A 22,097-nucleotide genomic window follows, 5' to 3' on the forward strand; every position below is an offset into this window, starting at 1 on the left:
GGCCTCACCTCAGGAGGATTCATGCCCCAGCAGCTGGTTGTCGGCGCAGGCATGGTCGGACGACCGCTCGCCGAGCGTCTGGTGGGTCGAGGCGACCAGGTGACCGTCGGAACCCGCTCCGGCGCGGCGGCACCCGGGGCAGAATCGCTCGTGCTGAACGCGAGCGATGCCCAGACCTTCACCCGGGCGGCGACCGGCATGTCGACGATCTTTCTGTGCATCAACCCGCGGTACACCGACTGGCCCACCCAGTGGCCGCCGGTCATCGACGCGGCGCTGACGGCGGCATCCGTCACCGGCGCCCGCCTGGTGATGATGGGCAATCTTTACCCGTACGGGTCTCCGACCGGGCCGATGACCGAGCATTCGCCGGAAACGACCACCGAGACGAAGGGGCTCGTGCGCAAGGAGCTCTGGCACCGGGCGAAGGACGCGCACGACCGCGGCGAGATTCGGGCCGTCGAGGTGCGGGCGAGCGATTATTTCGGGCCGGGCGTCGTCGGCACTGCGCACCTCGACGACCGGTTCTTCAGAGCCATCCTGGAATCGAAGACCGCCCGGGTCGTGGGCCGGCCCGGGCGCGTACACAGCTGGAGCTTCCTGCCCGACATCGTGACAACCCTCGTGGCCGCCGCCGACTACCGGGGCGAATGGGGCCGGCTCTGGCATGTGCCGAGCACGGCCATCACCCGTGACGACATCGCCGCCCAGCTCAACCGCCGCTACGGCACGCACGGCACGGTGGCGGGCTACCCGCAGTGGCTGCTCAAATCGCTCGGCGCGCTGAACCCGATGATGCACGAGATCTGGGCCTCGAGCTATCAGCTCAGGGTGCCGTACATCATCGATTCCGCCGAAACCGAGCGCGAGCTCGGCGTCGGCAAGACCCCGTGGCCGGATGCCCTCGCCACAACCGCGGACAGTTACCTCAACTCAGGCGACACGGCCTGAACCGCACGGCCGGCTTTCTCAGCGGGCGAGGAGCTTGTCCGCCGCGGCGCGCGCCCACGCCTCGGCGCCGGCGAGCGACTCGCGTGTGAGCGGGCCGTCCTGCTCGTGCCGTTCGACGACACGCTGGATGGTGTCGACGATGTCGAGGAACCCGATGGTGCCGGCGTGGAAAGCCGCAACGGCCTGCTCGTTCGCCGCGTTGAACACCGCGGGGTAGGTGCCGCCGGCACGCCCGACCTGCTTGGCCAGGTCGACGGCCGGGAAGGCAATCGTGTCGAGGGGCTCGAAGGTCCAGTTCTGCGGGATGGTCCAGTCGATCGGCGTGCCGACTGCCGCGACGCGGTTCGGCCAGTCCAGCCCGAGCGAGATCGGCAGACGCATATCCGGCGGGGACGCCTGGGCGATCGTCGATCCGTCGATGAATTCCACCATGGAGTGCACGACGGACTGCGGGTGCACGACCACATCGATGCGCTCGTAGTCCACGTCGAAGAGCAGATGCGCTTCGATCACCTCGAGGCCCTTGTTGACGAGGGTGGAGGAGTTGGTCGTGACGACGAGCCCCATCTGCCAGGTCGGGTGCGCGAGCGCCTCGGCCGGCGTGACGTCGGCGAGCTGCCCGCGTCGTCGGCCACGGAACGGGCCCCCGGATGCCGTCAGCACCAGGCGTCGCACCTCGCCGGCCGTTCCCGAGCGGAGCGCCTGCGCGATGGCGGAGTGCTCGGAGTCGACGGGCACGATCTGCCCCGGCGCCGCCAGCGACTTCACCAGGTCGCCGCCGACGATGAGCGATTCCTTGTTTGCCAGGGCCAGCGTGCGACCGGCTCGCAAGGCGGCGAGGGTCGGCCCGAGGCCCACCGAGCCCGTGATGCCGTTGAGCACCACGTCGGCCTCGACGTCGCGCACGAGCTCTTCGGCCTCGTCCGCGCCGAGCGCCGTGTGCTCGACCTCGAACTCGGCGGCCTGCGCCTCGAGCATCGTCCTGTTGTTGCCGGCGGAGAGCCCGACCACCTCGAACCGGGTGGGGTTGGCCTTGATCACATCAAGGGCCTGGGTTCCGATCGAGCCGGTCGAACCGAGAATTACAACTCGTCTGCGCATCCCACAATTTTAGGTGGCGCCGCCGCCTTTCGTGCCGGGGCGGGCCGTGGCGGTAGGGTCCAAGGATGACCGGTTCCAAAGCAGATTCCCAGGATGCAACTCCCGTCGACCTGTCGGCGGAGGAATCGGAGCCCACGAAGCGCCCCGGATTCGTCTACTTCCTCGGTTACGGCATCATGGCGCCGATCGCCCGGCTGGTCTTCCGCCCCACCATCACCGGCCGGGATAACATCCCGCGCAGCGGCCGTGTCATCCTGGCCAGCAACCACCTGTCGTTCATCGACAGCATCGTGATTCCGCTGGTCGCTCCTCGGCGCGTGCAGTTCCTGGCCAAGTCCACCTACTTCACCGGCACCGGGTTCACGGGTTTCGTCTCGCGCACCTTCTTCACCTCGATCGGAGCGGTCGGGGTCGAACGCGGCGCGGGGCAGGCCGCCCAGGACGCACTCGACGCGGGCCGCAACATCCTCGAATCCGACAGCGCGTTCGCGATCTACCCGGAGGGAACCCGTTCCCTCGACGGCCGCCTGTACAAGGGCCGCACGGGCGTGGCGTGGCTCGCCCTCACCACGGGGGCCGTCGTGGTTCCGGTCGGGCTGATCGGCACACAGGAGATCCAGCCGGTAGGAGCAAAATTCCCGCGGATCCGCAAGGTCACGGTCACTTTCGGCGAGCCCCTCGACCTCCGCCGCCACGGTTCCGCCGAGTCCGGCAAGGCACGGCGCGGCGCGACCGACGAGATCATGGCCGCGATCCACGCCCTGTCCCGTCAGGAATTGGCCGGCCGGTACAACGAGTCGCCGCCCTCGGGCACCCTGCAAAAGATCGCCGACCGGGTCTTCCCGCGCGAACGCGTCTAGCCGCTTTCGGGCCGGCCGAGCCGAGCATCCGCCGCCCGGAAACACCGCGGAAACGGGCGCGACCTAAGCTGGGGTCATGTCTGACACGTATTCGGTACCCCAGCAGCGCAAGCTCGTCACCGCCCTTCCCGGCCCCAAGTCGGTCGAATTGCAGGAACGCCGCCTGCGCGCGGTTTCCCGCGGTGCGGGCACGCTGGCGAACATCTATATGGATCACGGAGCGGGAGCGATCCTCGTCGACGTCGACGGCAACCAGATCATCGACCTCGGCTGCGGCATCGGCGTGACCACCATCGGTCACGCGAACGACGAGGTGGCCGCGGCCGCCGCGGCGCAGGCCGCCAAGCTCACCCACACCCTGTTCACCGTCACCCCGTACGAGAACTACGTGGCCGTCGCGGAGAAGCTCGCAGAGATCACCCCCGGAGACTTCGAGAAGCGCTCCATCCTGGTGAACACCGGCGCGGAAGCCGTCGAGAACGCCGTGAAGATCGCCCGCAAGTTCACCGGCCGGCGCGCCATCGTCGCGCTCGACCACGCGTTCCACGGCCGCACCAACCTGACCATGGCGATGACCTACCGCCCCTGGCCCGAGCGCGCCGGAATGGGACCGTTCCCCGGCGAGATCTACAGCGTGCCGACCAGCTACCCCTACCGTGACGGCCTGACCGGCGAAGAAGCCGCCGAGAAGACCATCGACTACATCAACACCCACATCGGCGCCACCGAGATCGCGGCATTCTTCATCGAACCGATCCAGGGCGACGGCGGCATCGTCATCCCCGCCCCCGGATTCTTCAAGCGGCTGAGCGAATTCTGCACCGAGCACGGCATCGTCTTCGTCTCCGACGAGATCCAGGCCGGCATCGCCCGCACCGGTGCCTGGTACGGCATCGAGCACCACAATGTGGTGCCGGACCTCGTCACCACCGCCAAGGGCATCGCCGGCGGATTCCCGCTCGCCGCCGTCACCGGTCGCGCCGACATCATGGACTCTGTACAGCCCGGCGGCATCGGCGGAACCTTCGGCGGCAACCCGGTCTCGACCGCGGCCGCCCTCGCCGTCTTCGACCTGATCGAGCGGGACGACCTCCTCGGCGAGGCGCGGCGCGTCGAGAAGGCCCTCTGGGCGCGCATCGGCGACTGGCCGAAGCGGTTCTCCGTCGTGGGCGACGTGCGCGGCAAGGGTGCGATGTTCGGAGTGGAGCTCGTTCACCCGGGCACGACCACTCCGTACCCCGAGGCTCTCACCGCGATCATCAAGCACGCGACCACCAATGGCGTCATCGTGTTGGATGCCGGCAGCTGGGACTCGGTGCTGCGCATCATGCCGTCGGTTGTCATCTCCGAGGCGCTGATCGACGATGCCGCCTCCGTGATCGAGGAAACCCTCGCCGCCCTGTCCGGCCTGTAGTACCGATAGAACCCCGGGTAGGTGGCGGCGAGCGTGCGGCGGAAGCCGTCTGATCGCCGCCGCCGCCGAGAGCACGGCCATCGACCGCACGGTGCGGTGACCGGGTCGGCGTCACACCTCAGTGTCGGCGAGCGCCACCGTCTGAGGCTGGTGCACGACGGGGAAGTTCACGGATGCGCCGATGAAGCAGAGGCCGGCGGCCTCCGCGTGCAGAGACTGCGCGAGTTCGACCTGGCCGGGGTCGGCAACCGTGACGCGCGGTCGCAGGGTCACCTCGGTGAAGTGGCCGCCACCATCCGTCGTTTGAGTCATCGACCCGGTCGCGTCGTCGGTGTAGTCGACGACCTGCACGCCGTGCTTCACGGCGACGTGCAGATAGCTCATCAGGTGGCACTCGCTGAGGGCGGCCAGCAGCAGTTCCTCCGGGTTCCAACGGTCGGCGTCCCCGTGGAAGGTCGGATCGGCCGATGCGCTGATCGGCTCCTTGCCGGGCGCGGTGATCAGGTGATCCCGGCCGTAGTCCCGGTAGCCGCTCGTTCCGGTCCCTCGGTTGCCTGTCCAGGCGATGTTCACGGCGTAGTGGTGGTGTGCACCGATCACGGCGCCTCCTTCGATTTGCGCGGCTCTGCGGGCCGATTCGCGGCCGACAGCGGGCCGTATCGCGGCCAGGGAACCGATTGTTGCAGCAATTCGCCGCGCCTTGCGTCGCATCGATCGGTAAACTGGTCAGATCATGACTGACACGCTGACGCCTTCGACCTCCCCGTCCACCCCCGCCGCACCGGTTTACACCGTGCCGCAGGAACGCAAGATCGTGACCGCGATCCCGGGTCCGCGATCGAAGGAACTCCAGCAGCGCAGGCTCGCCGTCGTCTCCGGCGGCGTCGCATCCGCTTTGCCCGTCTACATCGCCAAGGCGAACGGCGCCATCCTCGTCGACGTCGACGGCAACCAGTTCATCGACCTGGGCGCCGGCATCGGCGTGACCACGATCGGCCACACCGAGACCAGCGTGGTCGCGGCCGCCGTCGAACAGACCCAGGACTTCATCCACACCCTCTTCACCATCACGCCCTACGAGGAGTATGTGCGTGTCTGCGAGCTTCTCGCCGAGCACACCCCCGGCTCCTGGCCGAAGAAGTCGGTGCTGATCAACTCGGGCGCCGAGGCCGTCGAGAACGGTGTCAAGATCGCCCGCAAGCACACCGGCCGCCGCGCCGTCGCCGTGCTCGACCACGCCTACCACGGTCGCACGGTGCTGACCATGGCCATGAATTACAAGGCCATGCCCTATGCCACCGGCTACGGCCCCCTCGCCAGCGATGTCTACCACGCCCCCAGCTCCTACCCGTATCACGACGGTCTGAGCGGCGCGGATGCCGCGGCGCGCACGATCGCGTACCTCGAGAAGGTCGTCGGACCCACCGACCTGGCTTGCCTGGTCGTCGAGCCCATCCAGGGTGAGGGTGGCTTCATGGTTCCGGCCGAGGGCTACTTCAACGCCCTGCAGACCTGGTGCACCGCGAACGGCGTCGTCATGATCGCCGACGAGATCCAGAGCGGCATGGCCCGCACCGGCAAGTACTACGCCAGCGAGCACTTCGGCTGGACCCCCGACCTCGTGCTCACCGCCAAGGGCATCGCCGGCGGCATGCCGCTGGCCGCCGTCACCGGCCGCGCCGAGATCATGGATTCCTCGCAGCCCGGCGGCCTCGGCGGAACCTTCGGCGGTAACCCGGTCTCCTGCGCCGCGGCCATCGCGGTCTTCGAGTCGATTGAGCGGGGCGACCTGCTCGCCGAGGGTGCGCGTATCGAGAACACCCTGCGCGCCGGCCTCGGTTCTCTCAAGGAGAAGTACGACATCATCGGCGAGATCCGCGGTCGCGGCGCCATGATCGCCATCGAACTCGTGCAGCCGGGCACCGGTGACACGGAGAAGGCGCCGAACGCCGCCGCCGTGTCCTCCATCGCCGCCTACGCCGCCCAGCACGGCGTGTTGCTGCTCACCGCCGGAACCTACGGCAATGTGCTGCGCTTCCTCCCGAGCCTGGCCGTGAGTGATGCCCTTCTGAACGATGCCCTCTCGGTCATCGACGACGCCATCGCCGCGCTTTAGGCGCGAGACACACACCGTGACAACGACATTCGAGGTGCCAATCCACGCCGGGCAGACGTTCTTCGTCCCCGATGCGGTCGAACTGGCCGTGGTCGAGCGCAGCGGCTTCATCGAATCGAGGCACGCCGGTAGCGCGGTCGTGCTCACCAGCGAGGGCGCGGTCCTGCGCGCCCTCGGCGATGTGACCACCCCGATCTTCCCGCGGTCGTCGATGAAGCCCTTCCAGGCCATCGCCGTAATGGCCAGCGGGGTCACCCTGCGCGGGGAGGACGCCGCCATCGCGACCGCCAGCCACACCGGAACGCAGCGCCACGCCGACCTCGTGCGCGGGCTCCTCGCCCGCGCCGGCATCCCCGAGACGGCGCTCGCCTGCCCGGCGGCCTGGCCGGACGACTCCCCCACCCGCGACGCCCTGGTGCGACTGGGTGCCGCCAAGGCCCCGATCTACATGAACTGCTCGGGCAAGCACGCCGCGATGCTCGTGGCCTGCCAGCAGAACGGCTGGGCGCTTTCTGGATACTTGGAGCCGGCGCATCCGTTGCAAAAGCGCATTCTCGACGTGGTGGAGCGCTTCACCGGCGAGCGGCCGTCGGCGTCGGGCATCGACGGATGCGGCGCGCCGGTTCACGCGCTGTCTCTCACCGCTCTGGCACGCGGCATCGCCCGCATCGCCACATCCAAGTCAAATTCGCCCTTCGCGATCTACCGCGAGGCCGGCTTCCTGGGCGAGGCAGTACGGCAGAACGGCTGGGTCATCGCCGGACCCGGCATGCCCGACACGGTCGTGATCGACCGCCTCGGACTGTTCGTGAAGACCGGCGCGGAGGGCATCTGCGTCGCCTCCGCCGCCAACGGCACGACGGTCGCCCTCAAGATTCTCGACGGCAGCCTGCGGGCAACCGCCATCGTGGCCCTGCGTCTTCTCGCGGATTCCGGTGCCATCGCACACAGCGACGTCGAGGCCATCCTGCCCGAGCTGAACCTGGCGGTGCTGGGCGGCGGGCTCCCGGTCGGGGAGATCCGCGCCAGCTACGTGTAGGGCGCGGGCCGGGAGTCAGCCCTGCTTTGCCAGCCGTTTCTCCTTGGCCGCCCGGGATACCTGCGCGGTGACCACGATCACCAGGGCGAAGATGAACACCGCCGACGCGATCACGTTCGCCTCGGCCGGGATTCCCCGGGCGGCGGATACGTAGATGTACTTGGGGAACGTGGTGACGGCGCCGGAGTTGAAGTTGGTGATGATGAAGTCGTCGAAGCTCAGCGCGAAGGAGAGCAGCGCGGCCGCCAGGATGCCGGGCAGCAGGAGCGGGAAGGTGATCCGCGCGAACACCTGGGTTGCCGAGCCGTAGAGGTCCCGGCCGGCCTCCTCGAGCGCGGGGTCGAGGCTCGCGACTCGCGCCTTGACCGTCACCACCACGAAGCTGATGCAGAACATGGTGTGCGCCAGGATGATCGTGGACATGTTCTTCGGCACGCCGAGCGACAGGAACTGCGCGGCCAGGCCGGCGCCGAGCACGACTTCCGGCGTGGCCATCGGCAGGAACAGGAGCAGGCTCGTCTGCGACCGGTACCGGAACCGGTACCGCACGAGGGCGATCGCGATCATGGTGCCGAGCGTGGTCGCGGCCACCGTGGCCACCACGCCGATCAGGATGCTGTTGCCGAACGCCTCGCAGACGGCGCCGTTCTGCACTTGGCACACGTTGAGCCACTTGTCGAAGGTGAACCCGCGCCAGGTGATGTTGGACTTGAGCGAGTCGTTGAACGAGAACACGAACGTGTAGACGATCGGCACCATCAGGAAGATCAGCGCCAACACCGTGTAGAGCGGCAGCAACCACTTGCCCAGGGAGATTTTCACAGCAGCTCCTCCGTGCCCGACCGTTTGACGTAGACGCTCACGATCACCAGGATCACCGACATCAGGATGATCGACAGCGCGGCCGCCGCCGGATAATTCTGCAGCACCAGGAAGTTGGCCTCGATCACGTTACCGATCATCTGGGTGTCCGGCCCGCCGAGGAAGTCCCGGCTCGCGTTGATGTAGTCGCCGGCCGCCGGGATGAAGGTCAGCAGGGTTCCGGCCACGATGCCGGGCATCGACAACGGGATCGTGATCTTGCGGAACACGTCGAACGGATGCGCGTAGAGGTCGCTGCCGGCCTCGAGGTAGCGCAGGTCGAGCCGTTCGAGCGTCGTGTAGAGCGGCAGGGTCATGAACGGGATGAAGTTGTAGGTGAGCCCGAAGATGACGGCGAAAGCAGTGCCCGTGAAATGGGCATCCGGTGCCAGCAACGACAGAGCCTTGAGTGAGGTGATCACGAACGACTCGTCGGACAGGAGCTGCTTCCAGGCCAGGGTGCGCAGCAGGAAGCTGATGAAGAACGGGGCGATCACCAGCACCAGCATGAGGCTCTGCAGCAACGGCCAGGGCCGCGCCTTCACGCCGATGAAGTACGCCAGCGGGTAGCTGAACACCAGGGCGAGCAGCGTGGCGATCAGCGCGTAGCCGAAGGAGCGCATGATGTGCGGCCAGTAGGCCGTGATCACGTCGACGTAGTTCTCCCAGCGGAAGGCGTAGGAGTACTGGCCGACGTCGCCGAATTCCGAGGGGGCCTGGAACGACGTCAGCAGCAGCGAGACGAGGGGGGCCAGAAAGAACAGCACCAGGTAGAGGATGCCCGGCAACAGCAGGAGCAGCGCGACCGGGCTCTTCCGGCGCGGCGCCGGTTCGGGCGCGGTGGTGCTGGTGGAGAATGCCGCGAACGCCACCCTAGGCTCCCTCAAGCTCCGTGAGCAGGGAGGAGCGTTTCTGGGTCGCGATGCTCCGGGTGGTGTCGTCCGCCTCGAAACGGGGTTCCGCCGAGGCGTCGTCTTCAAGCCCGAAGCCGTGTTCGATGTTCCAGTCCAGCCAGACCTCGGACCCCTCATGGGCGACGGGGCCGAATGCCATGTTCTGCGCGAAGACGATGAGGGTGCCGACTCCGGCGACCTCGACCAGGTACTGGGTGCTGACCCCGCTGAACGAGACGTCGATCACCCGGCCGGGACCCATCAGGTTACGAGCGACGTCGGCGACGGGTTCGGTCACGTGCAGGGTCAGCTTCTCCGGGCGGACGCCGATGGTGACCTCGCCGGTGTGCCGGTGCGCGCGCGCCGCCGGAACCACGACTTTCTGGCCGGCCACGGCCACGGAGATGGCCTCGCTCGTGCTACCGACCACGGGGCCGGTGAACAGGTTCGACTGGCCGAGGAAGTTGGCGACGAACGCCGTGCGCGGCAGCTCGTAGAGTTCCTCGGGGGCGCCCATCTGTTCGATCCGGCCCTTGTTCATGACCGCGACGGTATCGGCCATGGTCATGGCCTCCTCCTGGTCGTGGGTGACGTGCAGAAACGTGAGGCCGACTTCCTCCTGGATGGTCTTCAGCTCGAGCTGCATCTGGCGCCGCAGCTTCAGGTCGAGCGCGCCGAGGGGCTCGTCGAGCAACAGCAGGGCCGGCCGGTTGACGATCGCGCGGGCGAGGGCCACGCGCTGCTGCTGTCCGCCGGAGAGCTGTTGCGGGCGGCGGGCGGCGAGGTGGTCCAGTTCCACCAGGCGGAGCGCCTCGTGGGCCTTGGCGACCGGGTCGTCGATCCGCCGGCGACGCAGCCCGAAGGCGACGTTCTCCAGCACCGTCATGTGCGGGAAGAGGGCATAACTCTGGAACACCGTGTTGACCGGACGCTGGAAGGATTTCTGGTTCGTCACATCCGTGCCCCCGATCAGGATGCGCCCGGCCGTCGGTTCCTCGAGGCCGGCCACCAAGCGCAGGGTCGTGGTCTTGCCGCAGCCGGACGGGCCGAGCAGCGCGAAGAACGACCCCGCGGGGATCTTCAGGTCGAGGTGCTCGATGGCGGTGAAGCCTGGGAACCTCTTCTGGATGCCCACCAGCTCCAGGTCGGCCCCCGCGCTGGCGAATTCTCCGTTGGCCATCCCTACGAGCCCAGCAGGATGCCCTGGAAGGCGGCGTCGTACTTCTGCTCCTCCGCGCCGGTCAGGGTGCGGAAGACGCGAGCCTTGGCCAGGGTCGTATCGTCCGGGAAGATCAGCTGGTTGTTCGCGAGCTCGGGGTCGATCGCCATCGCGGCTTCCTTGGCGCCGGCAACGGGGGTGATGTAGTTCACGTAGGCGGCGACCTCGGCGGCAACGGCCGGGTCGTAGTAGTAGTCGATGAGTTTCTCGACATTCTTCTTGTGCGTGGAGCCGATCGGCACCAGGAAGTTGTCGTTCCAGAGGGTGCCGCCCTTGTCGGGGACCACAAACTCCCATTTGTCCCCGTTCTCGGCGTTGAGCTGCACGATGTCGCCGGACCAGACGATGGCGGCGAGGGTGTCCTCGTTGATGAGGTCTTCCTTGTACGCATTGCCCTTGATGTTGCGAACCTGGCCGTCGCCGACCTGTTTCTCCAGCACGTCGATCGCGGCGAAGAACTCGTCGTCGCCCCAGTCGCCCGCGATGTCGACACCCATGTCGAGCATGATCAGTCCCATGGTGTCGCGCATCTCGGACAGGACGCCGACCCGGCCCTTGAGGTCGGAGCTCCACAGGTCCTCGACCGACGCGATGCCGTTCGGAAGTTTCTCCTTGTTCCAGCAGATGCCGGCGAACCCGCCCTGCCACGGCACGCTCATTTTGCGGCCGGGGTCGAAGCCGACGTCTTTCAGGGACGGGAGCAGGTTTTTCAGGTTGGGGATGTTGGCCTGGTCGAGTTCCTGGGTGTAGCCGAACCGGATCCAACGGCCGACCATCCAGTCGGTCAGGCAGACGGTGTCGGCGCCGATGTCCTGGCCGAGGGCGAGCTGGTCCTTGACCTTGCCGTAGTACGTGTTGTTGTCGTCGACGGCCTCGGTGTACTCGACCTTGATGCCGGTTTCGGCCGTGAACGCATCCAGTGTGGGGTAATCGCCGGCGTCATCGACGTCGATGTAGAGCGCCCAGTTGTCCCAGCGCACGAGCTTGCTGCTGTCGGACTCGTCGGGGGCGGCGGTGGGCTTCGTGGCCCCTCCGGTCGAGCATGCGGCGAGCGCCAGGGCTGCGGCCCCGCCACCGGCTCCGGCGAGCAGAGCGCGGCGCCCCATCGTGGTCGCCCGGGCCTGACGGACCAGCTGAGCGATCATGGGATCTGCGGGCAACGGCCTGGGCTTCATGGTCGGGTCTCCTTGCACTTCTCAGCGGATGAGCTCTCACAGCTTTCATTGCGAGTTGCTAGATACTTGCACAGGAGCGCCCCCAGCGCACCCAAGAGTGACCAAATCGTTAATTTTTAGTGCGATCACGCACGAAATCAGCACTCTATGGCGACACTCTCATTCGAAATGAGCTGTTCGGCGGCGGTAGGATTTCGCTCAGGACAGAGTGGTCCACCGCCCGGAGGTCCACCGCTGTGGGTTTGAACCACTTCGACGGAGATTTTCACCATAAGGGCCGTTTTTGGCCTCTAAAACGGGCTGTGCATCAACATCTCCGTCGAATTCGTTAGACAAGGGAGCGCCATGAAGGTCGCAGTTCCGGCAGAAATCAAGAACAACGAGTTCCGGGTTGCGATCACCCCGGCCGGCGTACACGACCTCGTGGCGCACGGGCACGACGTGTTGATCGAAACGGGGGCCGGGCTCGGCTCCGGGCTCAGCGACGAGAGCTATGCGGCGGCGGGCGCGACGATCATGCCGGATGCCGCGTCAACCTGGGCAGCCGCCGACCTGCTGCTCAAGGTGAAGGAGCCCGTGGCGAGCGAGTACGGTTATTTTCGCCCCGATCTGCTGCTGTTCACCTACCTGCACCTGGCCGCGGAACCCGCCCTGACCCGTGCGCTGCTGGAGGGCGGTGTCACCTCGATCGCCTACGAGACGGTGCAGCTGCCGACGCGGGCGCTGCCGCTGCTCGCGCCGATGAGCGAGGTCGCGGGCCGCCTGGCACCCATCGTCGGCGCCAACGCGATGCTCAAGCCCAACGGCGGACCGGGCCTGCTCGTGCCCGGAGTGCCCGGAACGCATCCGGCTCGGGTCACCGTGCTCGGCGGCGGCGTGGCCGGCACGGCAGCCATGCAGGTCGCCCTCGGGCTCGGCGCCCAGGTGACCGTACTCGACACCAACCTGTTCCGCCTGCGCGAAATCGACGCGCTGTACTACGGGCGGGTGCAGACCATCGCCTCGAACAGCTACGAGATCGACCGGGCGTTGGTGTTGTCCGACCTGGTGATCGGATCGGTCCTGATCCCCGGGGCGCGGGCCCCCAAGCTGGTCAGCAACGAGCTCGTGTCCCGGATGAAGCCGGGCAGCGTGCTCGTGGACATCGCTGTGGATCAGGGCGGATGCTTCGCCGACTCCCACCCGACGACGCACGCCGATCCGACGTTCACCGTGCATCAGTCCCTGTTCTACTGCGTGGCGAACATGCCCGGGGCCGTGCCGAGCACCTCCACCTATGCGCTCACCAACGCCACGCTTCCCTATGTTCGGCTGATCGCGAACCGAGGCTGGAAGGACGCGCTCCGCACGGATGCCGCGCTCGCCCTCGGCCTATCCACGGTCGGCGGCCTCATCACCAGCGGCCCGGTCGCGAGTGCGCACTCGCTGCCGCTCCGCGGTCTGGTGGACGCGCTGGCCTGATCCACGGCGGGGCCGACACCGCGGAACTGTGCTGCGGGACCGTGCTGCGGGACCGTGCTGCGGGGCTTCGCGGCCGGCGGCTACACGACCGGCGGCTACACGACGGGGGCCCGCAGCGTGGCCCGGTGCACGGCGCCGTCCGGGCGCAATACCCACACCCGACCTTGGTTGGGTGCCAACGGCGGAGGCAGGTCCCGGCGTCGGCTGATGGCCCGGTAGTCGGCCAGGCTGCAGCCGTCGAAGACCAGGTCCGCGTGCGGGCGCAGGGCACCCAGCAGGGACCACTGCGCCTGCCACGCGTCCACGTCGCCGACGAAGGCGGTGCCTGATTGTGACCCGCTCAGCCGGAGCGGCGGGCCTGCCTGCGCGGCCTCCGCCAACTCGTCGTGGGACACCGCGGCGAGGTCGACGACCCGCGCCCCGGGAACCGTTCCCAGCACTGCGGCCGAGCGGGACGGCGAGCCCGACACGACGAGAAGGGTCTGCCCGGGCCGCCCCAGGAGCGCGGCGGCATCCGCGAGTGGCTCGATGTCCCGTTGCGCCGCGACATCCGGGATTGCACCGCTCTGCTCCGGCGCGAGGAGCTGGATGCGATGGTCCTGCCAGCTCCCGCCGCCGGGCGGAAGGCGGTCGTCGAACAGGGCAGCCACTCCTCCGGCCGCGACGTGCTCGGCGACATCGGACAGGCGCAACACCAACCGTCTCTGGCACAGGGCAGGCAGGGACTGCAGCGAGCCGGTGAGCCTTTGCGCGGCGATGACGATCCGCAGGCCGCCCTCCGCGCCGTCGCGGATCAGCCCGGCGAGCAGTTCGAGGGCCGCCGAACGGTGCTCCTGGTCCCAGCGGGCGTGCACGCTATCGAAGTCGTCGAGTAGCAGCAGCCGGGCAGCCGGACTCCCGCCGGCGTCGAGGCATCGGCGCGCCTTGACGAGGCAGTCCCACACCGCCTCGACGTCCGCCCCGAGCAGCACGGCATCGCCAACGGTCGCAAACCCCGCCGCGACCGACGCCAGCGCCGTTGACTTACCCGAGCGGGGACCGCCGAGCACGAGCAGGCTGCCCTCGGCGATCGGCTCGTAGCGGGCCACCCGGTAACGCTGCAGTTCCGGCTCGTCGAGCAAGCCCAGCAGACCACCGGGCGCGGCACGAGCGTCGGAAGCAGCACGGTCGTGCCCGGCCGCCACCGCGGCGCCGCCGAACGCGCTCTTGTCGACCGCCGTTCCGCCCGCGACGAGGGCGAGGAGGTCCTCGCGGCTCACCGTCTGAGGTAGCAGGTCGAGCCAGGGGCGCCGAGGGTTCGGCGCCTCGGCGTCCGCCGCTGCGAGGGAGCGGATCTCGCGCGGCGAGGTCGTCGCCACCTGGCAGAGCACGGGCCCCGAGGCGTCCGCGGCGATCAGGCAGCGGCCGGCTTGGTCCGCGCCGAGGGCCGCTGCGGCATCCGTGCCCAGCACCGCCACGCTGTCGGCGCGGTTGTTCACCCGCAGCGACACCCGAAGCGTGCAGTTGGCGAGCAGGGCGTCACGCACCACACCGGTGGGCCGCTGGGTGCAGAGGATCAGGTGCACGCCCAGCGACCGGCCCCGCGCGGCTATGTCGACGAACAGAGCGTGCAGGTCGGGGAATGCGGTGAGCATGGTCGCGAATTCGTCAACCACGATCACGAGCCGCGGAAGCACCCCGCCGGCATCCTGCATCCGCAGGTCCACGATGTCACGCGCGCCGGCACGCCCGAGTACGCGTTCGCGATACCGCAGCTCGGCGGCCAGGCTGGTCAGCGCCCGGGCGGCCTGGTGCACGTCCAGGTCGGTGATCAGACCCACGCAGTGGGGAAGGGCGCAGAGCGGGCCGAACGCGGCCCCACCCTTGAAATCAACCAGCAGGAACGTCACTTCGTCGGGGCCGGCCACCGCAGCCATCGCCGCCACCCAGGTCACCAGCAGTTCGCTCTTGCCGCTGCCGGTCGTGCCGCCGACGACTGCGTGCGGCCCTGCCCCGACCAGGTCGAGCGACACCTCCCCCGCTTCTCCCACCCCGATGACGCAGCGGAGGTTCCGCGATTGGGTCTGCCCATGCGGTGCCCGATACCCGGGCTGGAAGCCGGAGAGCTCGCCAAGGGCAACGGATGCGGGGACTCGCCGCGCATTCTGGACCAGTCCAGCCGCCGCGGCCCGGGCTCGTAGCACGCGGGCGACCACGATCGCCTGTTCGACGGTGATCAGCTCGGGCCGGAAGCCACTCCCCCAGGCGTGCACGCTGGAGCGCAGCACCTCGGCCCGGCCGGGACCCTGCACCCGCACGATGGTGTCGCAGCCCCACGGCAATTCGGCGAGAGTGCCGGCCAGGGCGACGACCAACCCCGACACCGGGGGTGGCCCCCAGGGTGCCCCGCCCGACGGTGCCCCGCCCGACGGCGTCCCGCCCGACGCCGCCCCGCCCGACGGCGCCTGGCAGATCACGAGGCGGCGGGCGCAGGACGGCCCGGTGTCGTGCGGGAGGGCGACCGTCCATTCCCAACCGCGATCAGGCACGGTGAGTCCGACCTGGTCTGGGGCCAGGGAGCAGGCCAGCTGCACCAACAGGCCGCGGGCCAGCGCCTGCCCGAGCGACAGCGGTCCGACGATGCCGATACCACCGCCGGCATCGGCATCGATCGGTGCCTCGGTGAGCGTGGCCGCCCAGTCGCGCACGTCGCGATGCTCGTCGGGAGCGGCACCACCGTCGAGGCGTAGCCCGCTGGGCACCGCACCGGAGCCCAGGCTCACGTCTGCTCCCGAATCGGTCCAACGGATGGCGGCGTGCGGGGCGGCGACGATGCTGTTGGCCGAGGGCGTGCGCCGCCAGTGCGCGCGAAGCAGCTCCTCGTGGCGCAGGGCCACCTCGGCCCGCAGTGTCGCCAGTGCCCGCTCCTGGTCGAGGGCGTTGGTGCGCCGGACGCGGCGGCCCGTGCGCCGCGCGTCGAGCATGCCGGCCACGGCGATGACCGGGCCGAGTACCGCGAAGATCAGCACGAGGGCCGAGCCCGTGATCAGCCAGATCGCCCCGGCCGCGGCCAGCGGCGCCACGCTCGCGATCAGCGGGAAGCCAGGCGGCGGCAGGTCGGCCGGACGGGTGGGGAGGGTCAGCGGGACATCGGCTCGGATCACCGCGTCAGCCCATCACTCCGGGGGCAGGCACAACCGCACGCGCCGGCATCCGTACCGGGATGACGGCCGGTAGGGTTGGGGAGGAGCCGGCGCAGTGAGTCCGGATCGATCGGTTGCGTCGCTCACAGCGTCGAACCAATTCGACGGATAATTTCGTCTGAACTGCTTCTGCGGAGTATTTCCGTTGTTTGGGCGAAATCTCCGTCGAATTCGTTGGGGTCGAATTCGTTGGGGTCGAATTCGTTGGGGTCGAATTCGTTCGGGTCGACTGCGTCCGCAGCGGCGGCGGCTCGGTGCGGCACCGGCACCGGCACCGGCACCGGGCATAACCGCCTTGGAACACCCCAATCCGCGGACCTTCAGCGCCCACGGTCATTGGGCGCACTGATCTGGCCGGGAAGGGTCAGTTGGTGAGGGACTAGTTGAGGATGAAGAACTGGTCCGCGATCTCGATCCGGGAACCACGCGGCACCAGGTAGCGCCGGCCGGGTTCGCAGCGCACCGCCACCGCATCCGGGCGACGGATGATGGTGCCATTGCCCGAGAACCGGTCACTGACCCAGAACTCGCCGTCGTGCTGGCCGAACTCGAGGTGGCTCTTCGACACCGAACGGCCGAGGTCGTTGATCTGCACCAGGATGTCGACGCGTTCGGTCGGCTGGGGCAGCGGCCGGCGTCCGATCAGGCCGGTGCCGAGGGCCGAGATCGTCTCCCCCGTGCTGAACTGGAGCACGAACAGGGACGCGGATGGGGCGGCGGCGGGTTCCGGAGCCTGGAGCGGCACGGCGGCGGGTTCCGGAGCCTGGAGCGGCACGGGGGCGGAAGCCTCCACCGGAACGGCGACGACTGGAATATCAGCCGGGACGTCAACCGGAGCCGAGACAACCGGGAACTCGACCGGGGCGGACACGACCGGCACCACGACCGGCACCGACACGACCGGCACCGACACGACCGGCACCGAGATCACGGAGCGCCGACGGAGCGGCAGGATGACCGTTGTGTCGCTGGGCCGAGGGTCCGGTCGCTTCCGGGTTAGCGGGGTGGCTGTGCTCGAGCTGCCGCATTCGCCGCAGAACATGGCGCCGACGGGAAGCTGCGCACCGCAGATCAGACAGTTCATGGGTGGGCTCCTCCCGGTGCAGGGCCGCTCCCGCGCGGGGCTGTTCGGTGAACGGATGCCCCTCCAGCGTACCGACCCAGCGAACGCAACGACACGAGGGCCCGAAGCCGGTCGGTGCGCCTGCTCCCCGCGTTGAGCGAGCGGCGCAGGTCGGTGACCGCGGTCCACACGTCCTCGGCGGCGGCATTGCCCGGCCGTTCCGGGGAGAACACGGCACGGTCAACGGCGACCGCCAGAGTCAGAGGTTCCGCTCCCGGCACCAGCGCGGCCAGTTCCGTGCGGGTCGCCCCCACCGGAACATCGATGCCGTGGTCCACGGCGGCGTCGGCGAATTCTCGCCAGCCGCCCCGAATCCGGTCGAGCGGTGTGGACCGGGTGCGGCGCAGGTAACGCCTGCGTGCCTTGGCCAGGGCGATCAGCAGGAGGGGTGAGATCAGCACGCCGAGACCGAGGAGTGTCCAGGCGGCGACGGTCGCCGCGGCGAGCAGGAAGACCAGCAGCGGGTTGGGCGGTTCCGGCGGGTCGTTGCTGGTGCTCTCCGGCGGGGCTGGCTCGCGCAGTTCCACCGGGTCGGGGAGGGCCGGGGGCACAACCGACTGTGGCCGGGAAACCACCGACGGGTCATCGGGGGCCCGAGCCGGGATGTCCCGCACGGCCGGATTCGGATCGATCGTGGCCCAGCCCTCGGTGGAGGAAACCTCAATCCACGCCGAGATGTCGGAACCGACGACGGGGACCGCCTCGGCCTCGGCGGCCGCCTGCGGCACGAAGCCGATGACGACCCGGGCCGGGAAGCCGAGCCGGCGCGCCATCAGGGCCGCGGCCACGGCGTACTGCTCGGCGTCGCCGAGCATGGGCTGGTCGGTGAACAGCTCGCTGATGCGGTCGGCGCCGTGCCCGGACCGGCTCGCCGGTTCGTCCGGGAGGATACCGTGGCTGATGTAACCATCCGTTTTCAGGCCGTCGAGCATGGCCTGCAGCTGCACACCGGGCGGGTCGCCGGCTTGCACGTAGCGGGCGAGCGCCTGATCGACCTCGTCCGGCAGAACGGCGGGCGCAGGCAGCACGGCGCTGCCGGGGCGCAGGTCGGCCAGGCTGTCCGGTGACCGCGGGATGACGCCCACGCTCCGGTAATTATCGCCCCGGACCAGCCCGGTGAGCACCGCGGCCGTGCCGCTGTTGTCGTTGTAGTAGAAGGAGTCGGAGCGCAGGATCCGGGTGGGGCCGGTGAACGTGATGCGTTCGAGCTGGCCGGCGCCGGGCACCCAGACGCCGGTGTAGCCCTCGACGGTCACCATGAGGGTGGCCGGGTCGCCGTCGACCAGGGACTGGTCGAGACGGTCCGGCAACCGGGTGAAGGAGCCGGACGCGCTGCTGACCTGGTCGCTGCCGACCGAGTAGACGATCCCGTCGTAGCTGTCCAGGGTGGCCAGGCGGAGGCGGCCGCCGCTCGGGAGGCCGGTCACCTCGAGGAGCACCGCATCCGCCCGCCCGGCCTGCAGGTAACCGCGGAACTCGCTCAGCGGGCTCGGGTAGGCCCGAGGGTCGAACGGCTGCTGCACCCGAGCGCGCAGCACGTCGCGCGGCACGTCGACCGGCAGCACGACCGCGGCCCCGGTTCCGGCGGCGATCGCCACCGCCACGATCACGGCGGCGCTGACCAGCCCGCGGGCCGCCGCGAGCCGCCGGTCGGACGACGACGCCGTGCTGCGGCGGGATTGCTGCAGGGCGAGCCGCACGCCGGAACGGCGGCGCATCCAGCGAAACCAGAGCAGCCAGAGCAGGAGCACGACGAAGAGGCCGAGACCGGTTCCGATCGGCATGGTCGCGACCGTCGGCCCCAGCACGATGCCGCTGACGAACAGGGTGGCGGGGGCCAGTGTGCCGAGCTCGCCGACCGGGGCGCGGAGGGCGACCGACAGCCCGATCACGGTGCTGAGTAGCACCAGGATGAAGGCTGGCACGAGCAGCGCCTGATAGGAACCGACCGGAAGCACGATGGTGACGAGCTGTTTCCAGCTCAGCGCGGTCGCGGCGAGCAGGTCGAGCAGGCCGTCCGGGGTGGGCAGGATGCCGCGCACCGCCCGACCGGGAACGGCCAGTGGCACCCCGGCGAGAAGGTAGACCCCCACGGTGGAAAGCGCCACCAGCCAGGTGCCCCAGCGGAACAGCGCCCCCAGTATGGCGACGACGGTACCCAGCCCGAAGGTGACGCCGACCAACACGATGAACTCGCGGCTCTGATAAACCGGCCAGAGCGAGGCGCTCGCGATCAGGGTCGCCAGGAGCAGCCCGACGGTGTTGCCGACGATGAAGCGCCAGTCCAGGCGGATGCTGCGGACCGCCATCCCGTCTCGGCGCGCGCCGCCCCTCCTCACCCCCCGTGCGCTCATGCCGCCTTCGTTCGGGCGAGACTGTGCTGGAGGTCGTCGAGGTAGCCGATGGTGAGCACACTCAGCTCGGCCACGCGGCGGAGGCTGGGGACGGTCTCCGGGGCGCAGATCACGGCGACCACGTCGACACCGGCCGGGAAACGGCTGGCGGCCGTGCGCACCTGGGTGAGGGTGGTGGCCGACCCGCACACCAGGAAGGCCACCGAGATGCCGGCCACGGTGTCCGCTGCGGCCCTGGCCAGCTCGCCGACCGGCAGGGCGGCCAGGGAGCGCTCCACGCCGCTCAGATCGTCGAGCAGCCGGGTGCGGGTGAGGGTGCTCAGCGGACGGAGTCCCGGCATCCGTTGTCGGCTGGAGTCCGGCGGCACCGCACTGGCGACAACGGAGACCGTGCGCGCGTCGCGGATGGCCCGCACCCCCAGGCTGCCGGCGACGCTGACGGCCATCTCGAATTCGTCCTCGCCGGCATAGTCGGACTCCGCCAGGCTGAGAGCGACCATGAGGTGGCTGCGGCGGGATTCCTCGAACTGGCGCACCATATAGCGGCCGGTCTTCGCGGTGCTCTTCCAGTGGATGGTGCGCCGCTCATCGCCAGGCACGTATTCGCGCAGCGCGTGGAACGAGACGTCGCTGTTGGTCAGGTCGCGGGTGGGATTGCCCTCAAGGTCACGGATGAAGCCCGTGCTCATGCTCGGGATCGAGACCGTACGCGGGTGCACGAACAGCGAGACCTGTTCGGCCCAGACGATCTCCCGGCGCAGCAGCCCGATCGGGTCGGCGCGCGCCGTCCGCACCGGACCGATCGGGATCACGCCGCGTCTGCGGGTCGGCACGATGAAGACGTCCGAGAAGTCCTCGCCGCGGGCGAGGCTCGGCATCGAGAATTCGGCCAGCCCGGAGCCGACCGGCACCTCGACGCCCACGCCCGGCAGCCTCCGGCGGGTCGGGTTCCGCACGCTCACCTGGCCGGGCACCCGCTCCCCCACGACCACCCGATCCACGGTCAGGTGCAGGTGGATCTCGAACGCGTTCCGACCGATCAGGAAACAGGATGCCGCCACCAGGAGCACGAGCCCGGTCCAGCCGACCACGATCAGCTCGGTCCAGCCCAGCGCATAGCCGAACAGGAACGAGACCCCCACGACCGCCAGGACGGCCCAGCCGAGCGGGGTGACCACGGACAAGACGGCACGCAGGGTGCCGGCGACACGAGCGCCGCATTCCCGCCCGAACCGGACTCCCGCCGCGACGAAGTCGGCCAGCCGACCGTCACCGGAGACTTTGACCGGCAGAGCAGCGGACGGCGCGGGCACGAGCAGCGCAGGCACGGTAGCTGTGCCTGCGCCCGGACCCGGCGCGATCTGCGTCACGCAGCCTGCCTGTCGCTGGGCGGCGGAGTCTCGATCAGTACCCGGGCGATCACACTGGAGGCGGTGACGCCGTCGAATTCGGACTCGGGGTCGAGCACGAGCCGGTGCGCGAGCACGGCGTCAGCCAGCTCCTTGATGTCGTCGGGCACCACGTAGTGGCGGCCGTTCGCGGCGGCGAGCGTCTTCGCGGTGCGGATCAGCGCGAGCGCCCCGCGCACGCTGACGCCCAGCCGCACCTCGGAGCTCGTGCGGGTGCCGTCGATCAGTCGCGCCACGTAGTCGTTGATGGTGGCGTCGACGTAGACGGTGCGGGCCAGGGCGGCGAGTTCGACGACGGTCGCCGCGGACACCACCGGGGGCACGGTCGCCTCGTGCGCGCGCTGCCCGGCACCTTCGAGGATGCGAATGGTCGAGGCGTGGTCCGGGTAGCCGATGGAGGCCTTCATGATGAATCGGTCCAACTGCGCCTCGGGTAGCCGGTATGTGCCGGCCTGCTCGATCGGGTTCTGGGTGGCGATCACCATGAACGGGGCCGCCACCGGGTGGGTGACGCCGTCGGCGGTGATCTGACCCTCCTCCATCACCTCGAGCAACGCGGCCTGGGTCTTCGGGCTGGCCCGGTTGATCTCGTCGGCCAGCACGATGTTGGCGAAGACCGGCCCGCGGTGGAATTCGAACGCCCCGCTGCGCTGGTCGTAAATGCTCACCCCGGTGATGTCACCCGGCAGCAGGTCGGGGGTGAACTGCACCCGGTTGCTGGTACCGCGCACGCTCTGTGCGATGGCGCGCGCCAGCGAGGTCTTGCCGGTACCGGGCACATCTTCGAGCAGCAGGTGTCCGCCGCTGAGAAGCGCGGTGAACGACATCCGGATGACGTGGTGCTTGCCCAGCAGCACCTGCTCGACCCCGATCACCAGTCGGTCGAAAACGTCGGCGAACTGGGTCGCCTGCTCCGCGGTCATCGTCATGGGGTGATCA

Annotated in this window: 18 protein-coding genes; 6 read left to right on the plus strand and 12 right to left on the minus strand. The window is 69.2% G+C overall.

Annotation, left to right across the window (positions count from 1 at the left end; genetic code table 11):
* The first annotated feature begins 21 nt into the window (after window positions 1–21).
* Entirely contained in the window at window positions 22–951 is a 930-nt protein-coding gene (locus E3O18_RS03580) for an NAD-dependent epimerase (RefSeq protein ID WP_134396391.1), read from the plus strand.
* An 18-nt stretch (window positions 952–969) separates the two neighbouring features.
* Here E3O18_RS03580 and dxr read toward each other — a convergent pair whose 3' ends face one another.
* Window positions 970–2,052 carry a 1-deoxy-D-xylulose-5-phosphate reductoisomerase gene (gene dxr, locus E3O18_RS03585; RefSeq protein ID WP_134396393.1) on the minus strand — a complete coding sequence of 361 codons (1,083 nt, stop codon included), beginning with the start codon at window positions 2,050–2,052 and terminating at the stop codon, window positions 970–972.
* A gap of 65 nt (window positions 2,053–2,117) precedes the next feature.
* Between dxr and E3O18_RS03590 the strand changes: the two genes are divergently transcribed.
* Both E3O18_RS03590 and E3O18_RS03595 read left to right on the plus strand, forming a co-directional pair.
* Window positions 2,118–2,912 (plus strand): lysophospholipid acyltransferase family protein, encoded by a 795-nt coding sequence (locus E3O18_RS03590; RefSeq protein ID WP_134417476.1) that lies wholly within the window; start codon window positions 2,118–2,120, stop codon window positions 2,910–2,912.
* A 76-nt stretch (window positions 2,913–2,988) separates the two neighbouring features.
* Window positions 2,989–4,326 (plus strand): aminotransferase class III-fold pyridoxal phosphate-dependent enzyme, encoded by a 1,338-nt coding sequence (locus tag E3O18_RS03595; RefSeq protein WP_134396397.1) that lies wholly within the window; start codon window positions 2,989–2,991, stop codon window positions 4,324–4,326.
* A 111-nt stretch (window positions 4,327–4,437) separates the two neighbouring features.
* On the opposite strand, the gene E3O18_RS03600 is transcribed toward E3O18_RS03595, so the two are convergent.
* The gene (locus tag E3O18_RS03600; RefSeq protein WP_134396490.1) at window positions 4,438–4,923 is read right to left on the minus strand and encodes an OsmC family protein; all 486 of its coding nucleotides are present in this window, start codon (window positions 4,921–4,923) and stop codon (window positions 4,438–4,440) included.
* A gap of 136 nt (window positions 4,924–5,059) precedes the next feature.
* Between E3O18_RS03600 and gabT the strand changes: the two genes are divergently transcribed.
* Together gabT and E3O18_RS03610 are read left to right on the plus strand one after the other, a co-directional pair.
* On the plus strand, window positions 5,060–6,442 hold the full coding sequence (gene gabT, locus E3O18_RS03605; RefSeq protein ID WP_134398756.1) for a 4-aminobutyrate--2-oxoglutarate transaminase: 1,383 nt from the start codon (window positions 5,060–5,062) through the stop codon (window positions 6,440–6,442).
* A gap of 16 nt (window positions 6,443–6,458) precedes the next feature.
* Window positions 6,459–7,481 carry an asparaginase gene (locus tag E3O18_RS03610; protein ID WP_241978108.1) on the plus strand — a complete coding sequence of 341 codons (1,023 nt, stop codon included), beginning with the start codon at window positions 6,459–6,461 and terminating at the stop codon, window positions 7,479–7,481.
* Between the two features lie 15 nt (window positions 7,482–7,496).
* Here the strand turns inward: E3O18_RS03610 and E3O18_RS03615 are convergent, their stop codons facing one another.
* Genes E3O18_RS03615 through E3O18_RS03630 form a run of 4 tightly spaced genes read right to left on the minus strand, consistent with a single transcriptional unit; the run spans window position 7,497 to window position 11,629 of the window.
* Window positions 7,497–8,303, minus strand: coding sequence for an ABC transporter permease (locus tag E3O18_RS03615; protein ID WP_174722105.1), 807 nt, complete (start codon window positions 8,301–8,303; stop codon window positions 7,497–7,499).
* A complete protein-coding gene (locus E3O18_RS03620) occupies window positions 8,300–9,214 on the minus strand; it encodes an ABC transporter permease (protein WP_134396403.1) in 915 nt (304 codons plus the stop codon). The genes E3O18_RS03615 and E3O18_RS03620 overlap by 4 nt, the downstream gene beginning before the upstream one ends.
* 1 nt (window position 9,215) lies before the next feature.
* Window positions 9,216–10,415 carry an ABC transporter ATP-binding protein gene (locus tag E3O18_RS03625; RefSeq protein WP_134396405.1) on the minus strand — a complete coding sequence of 400 codons (1,200 nt, stop codon included), beginning with the start codon at window positions 10,413–10,415 and terminating at the stop codon, window positions 9,216–9,218.
* 2 nt (window positions 10,416–10,417) lie between these two features.
* Complete coding sequence (locus E3O18_RS03630) at window positions 10,418–11,629, minus strand: spermidine/putrescine ABC transporter substrate-binding protein (RefSeq protein WP_134396407.1); 1,212 nt, start codon at window positions 11,627–11,629, stop codon at window positions 10,418–10,420.
* A gap of 345 nt (window positions 11,630–11,974) precedes the next feature.
* On the opposite strand from E3O18_RS03630, the gene ald reads away from it, so the two are divergent.
* A complete protein-coding gene (ald, locus tag E3O18_RS03635; RefSeq protein ID WP_134398758.1) occupies window positions 11,975–13,090 on the plus strand; it encodes an alanine dehydrogenase in 1,116 nt (371 codons plus the stop codon).
* Between the two features lie 95 nt (window positions 13,091–13,185).
* Here the strand turns inward: ald and E3O18_RS03640 are convergent, their stop codons facing one another.
* From E3O18_RS03640 to E3O18_RS03665, 6 genes are all read right to left on the minus strand, one after another.
* Window positions 13,186–16,233 (minus strand): FtsK/SpoIIIE domain-containing protein, encoded by a 3,048-nt coding sequence (locus tag E3O18_RS03640; protein ID WP_134417480.1) that lies wholly within the window; start codon window positions 16,231–16,233, stop codon window positions 13,186–13,188.
* A gap of 122 nt (window positions 16,234–16,355) precedes the next feature.
* Window positions 16,356–16,553, minus strand: coding sequence for a hypothetical protein (locus E3O18_RS03645; RefSeq protein WP_134417482.1), 198 nt, complete (start codon window positions 16,551–16,553; stop codon window positions 16,356–16,358).
* Window positions 16,554–16,651: 98 nt separating this feature from the next.
* Window positions 16,652–17,356, minus strand: a complete 705-nt coding sequence (locus E3O18_RS03650; protein WP_134396414.1) for an FHA domain-containing protein — start codon at window positions 17,354–17,356, stop codon at window positions 16,652–16,654.
* The gene (locus E3O18_RS03655; protein WP_241978109.1) at window positions 17,353–19,749 is read right to left on the minus strand and encodes a transglutaminase domain-containing protein; all 2,397 of its coding nucleotides are present in this window, start codon (window positions 19,747–19,749) and stop codon (window positions 17,353–17,355) included. The genes E3O18_RS03650 and E3O18_RS03655 overlap by 4 nt, the downstream gene beginning before the upstream one ends.
* A complete protein-coding gene (locus tag E3O18_RS03660; RefSeq protein ID WP_241976680.1) occupies window positions 19,746–21,119 on the minus strand; it encodes a DUF58 domain-containing protein in 1,374 nt (457 codons plus the stop codon). Before E3O18_RS03660 ends, E3O18_RS03655 begins: the two co-directional genes overlap by 4 nt.
* Window positions 21,116–22,087, minus strand: coding sequence for a MoxR family ATPase (locus E3O18_RS03665; RefSeq protein WP_134396416.1), 972 nt, complete (start codon window positions 22,085–22,087; stop codon window positions 21,116–21,118). Before E3O18_RS03665 ends, E3O18_RS03660 begins: the two co-directional genes overlap by 4 nt.
* Window positions 22,088–22,097: the final 10 nt, after the last annotated feature.

This window comes from Cryobacterium sp. TMT2-42-4, from assembly GCF_004402645.1.
Classification (GTDB): Bacteria; Actinomycetota; Actinomycetes; order Actinomycetales; family Microbacteriaceae; genus Cryobacterium; species Cryobacterium sandaracinum.

Bases quoted from the DNA above. Each gene is read 5' to 3' on its own strand.
- E3O18_RS03580 (WP_134396391.1), top strand. From the start codon at position 22: ATGCCCCAGCAGCTGGTTGTCGGCGCAGGCATGGTCGGACGACCGCTC.
- dxr (WP_134396393.1), bottom strand. From the start codon at position 2,052: ATGCGCAGACGAGTTGTAATTCTCGGTTCGACCGGCTCGATCGGAACC.
- E3O18_RS03590 (WP_134417476.1), top strand. From the start codon at position 2,118: ATGACCGGTTCCAAAGCAGATTCCCAGGATGCAACTCCCGTCGACCTG.
- E3O18_RS03595 (WP_134396397.1), top strand. From the start codon at position 2,989: ATGTCTGACACGTATTCGGTACCCCAGCAGCGCAAGCTCGTCACCGCC.
- gabT (WP_134398756.1), top strand. From the start codon at position 5,060: ATGACTGACACGCTGACGCCTTCGACCTCCCCGTCCACCCCCGCCGCA.
- E3O18_RS03625 (WP_134396405.1), bottom strand. From the start codon at position 10,415: ATGGCCAACGGAGAATTCGCCAGCGCGGGGGCCGACCTGGAGCTGGTG.
- E3O18_RS03630 (WP_134396407.1), bottom strand. From the start codon at position 11,629: ATGAAGCCCAGGCCGTTGCCCGCAGATCCCATGATCGCTCAGCTGGTC.
- ald (WP_134398758.1), top strand. From the start codon at position 11,975: ATGAAGGTCGCAGTTCCGGCAGAAATCAAGAACAACGAGTTCCGGGTT.
- E3O18_RS03650 (WP_134396414.1), bottom strand. From the start codon at position 17,356: ATGAACTGTCTGATCTGCGGTGCGCAGCTTCCCGTCGGCGCCATGTTC.
- E3O18_RS03655 (WP_241978109.1), bottom strand. From the start codon at position 19,749: ATGAGCGCACGGGGGGTGAGGAGGGGCGGCGCGCGCCGAGACGGGATG.
- E3O18_RS03665 (WP_134396416.1), bottom strand. From the start codon at position 22,087: ATGACGATGACCGCGGAGCAGGCGACCCAGTTCGCCGACGTTTTCGAC.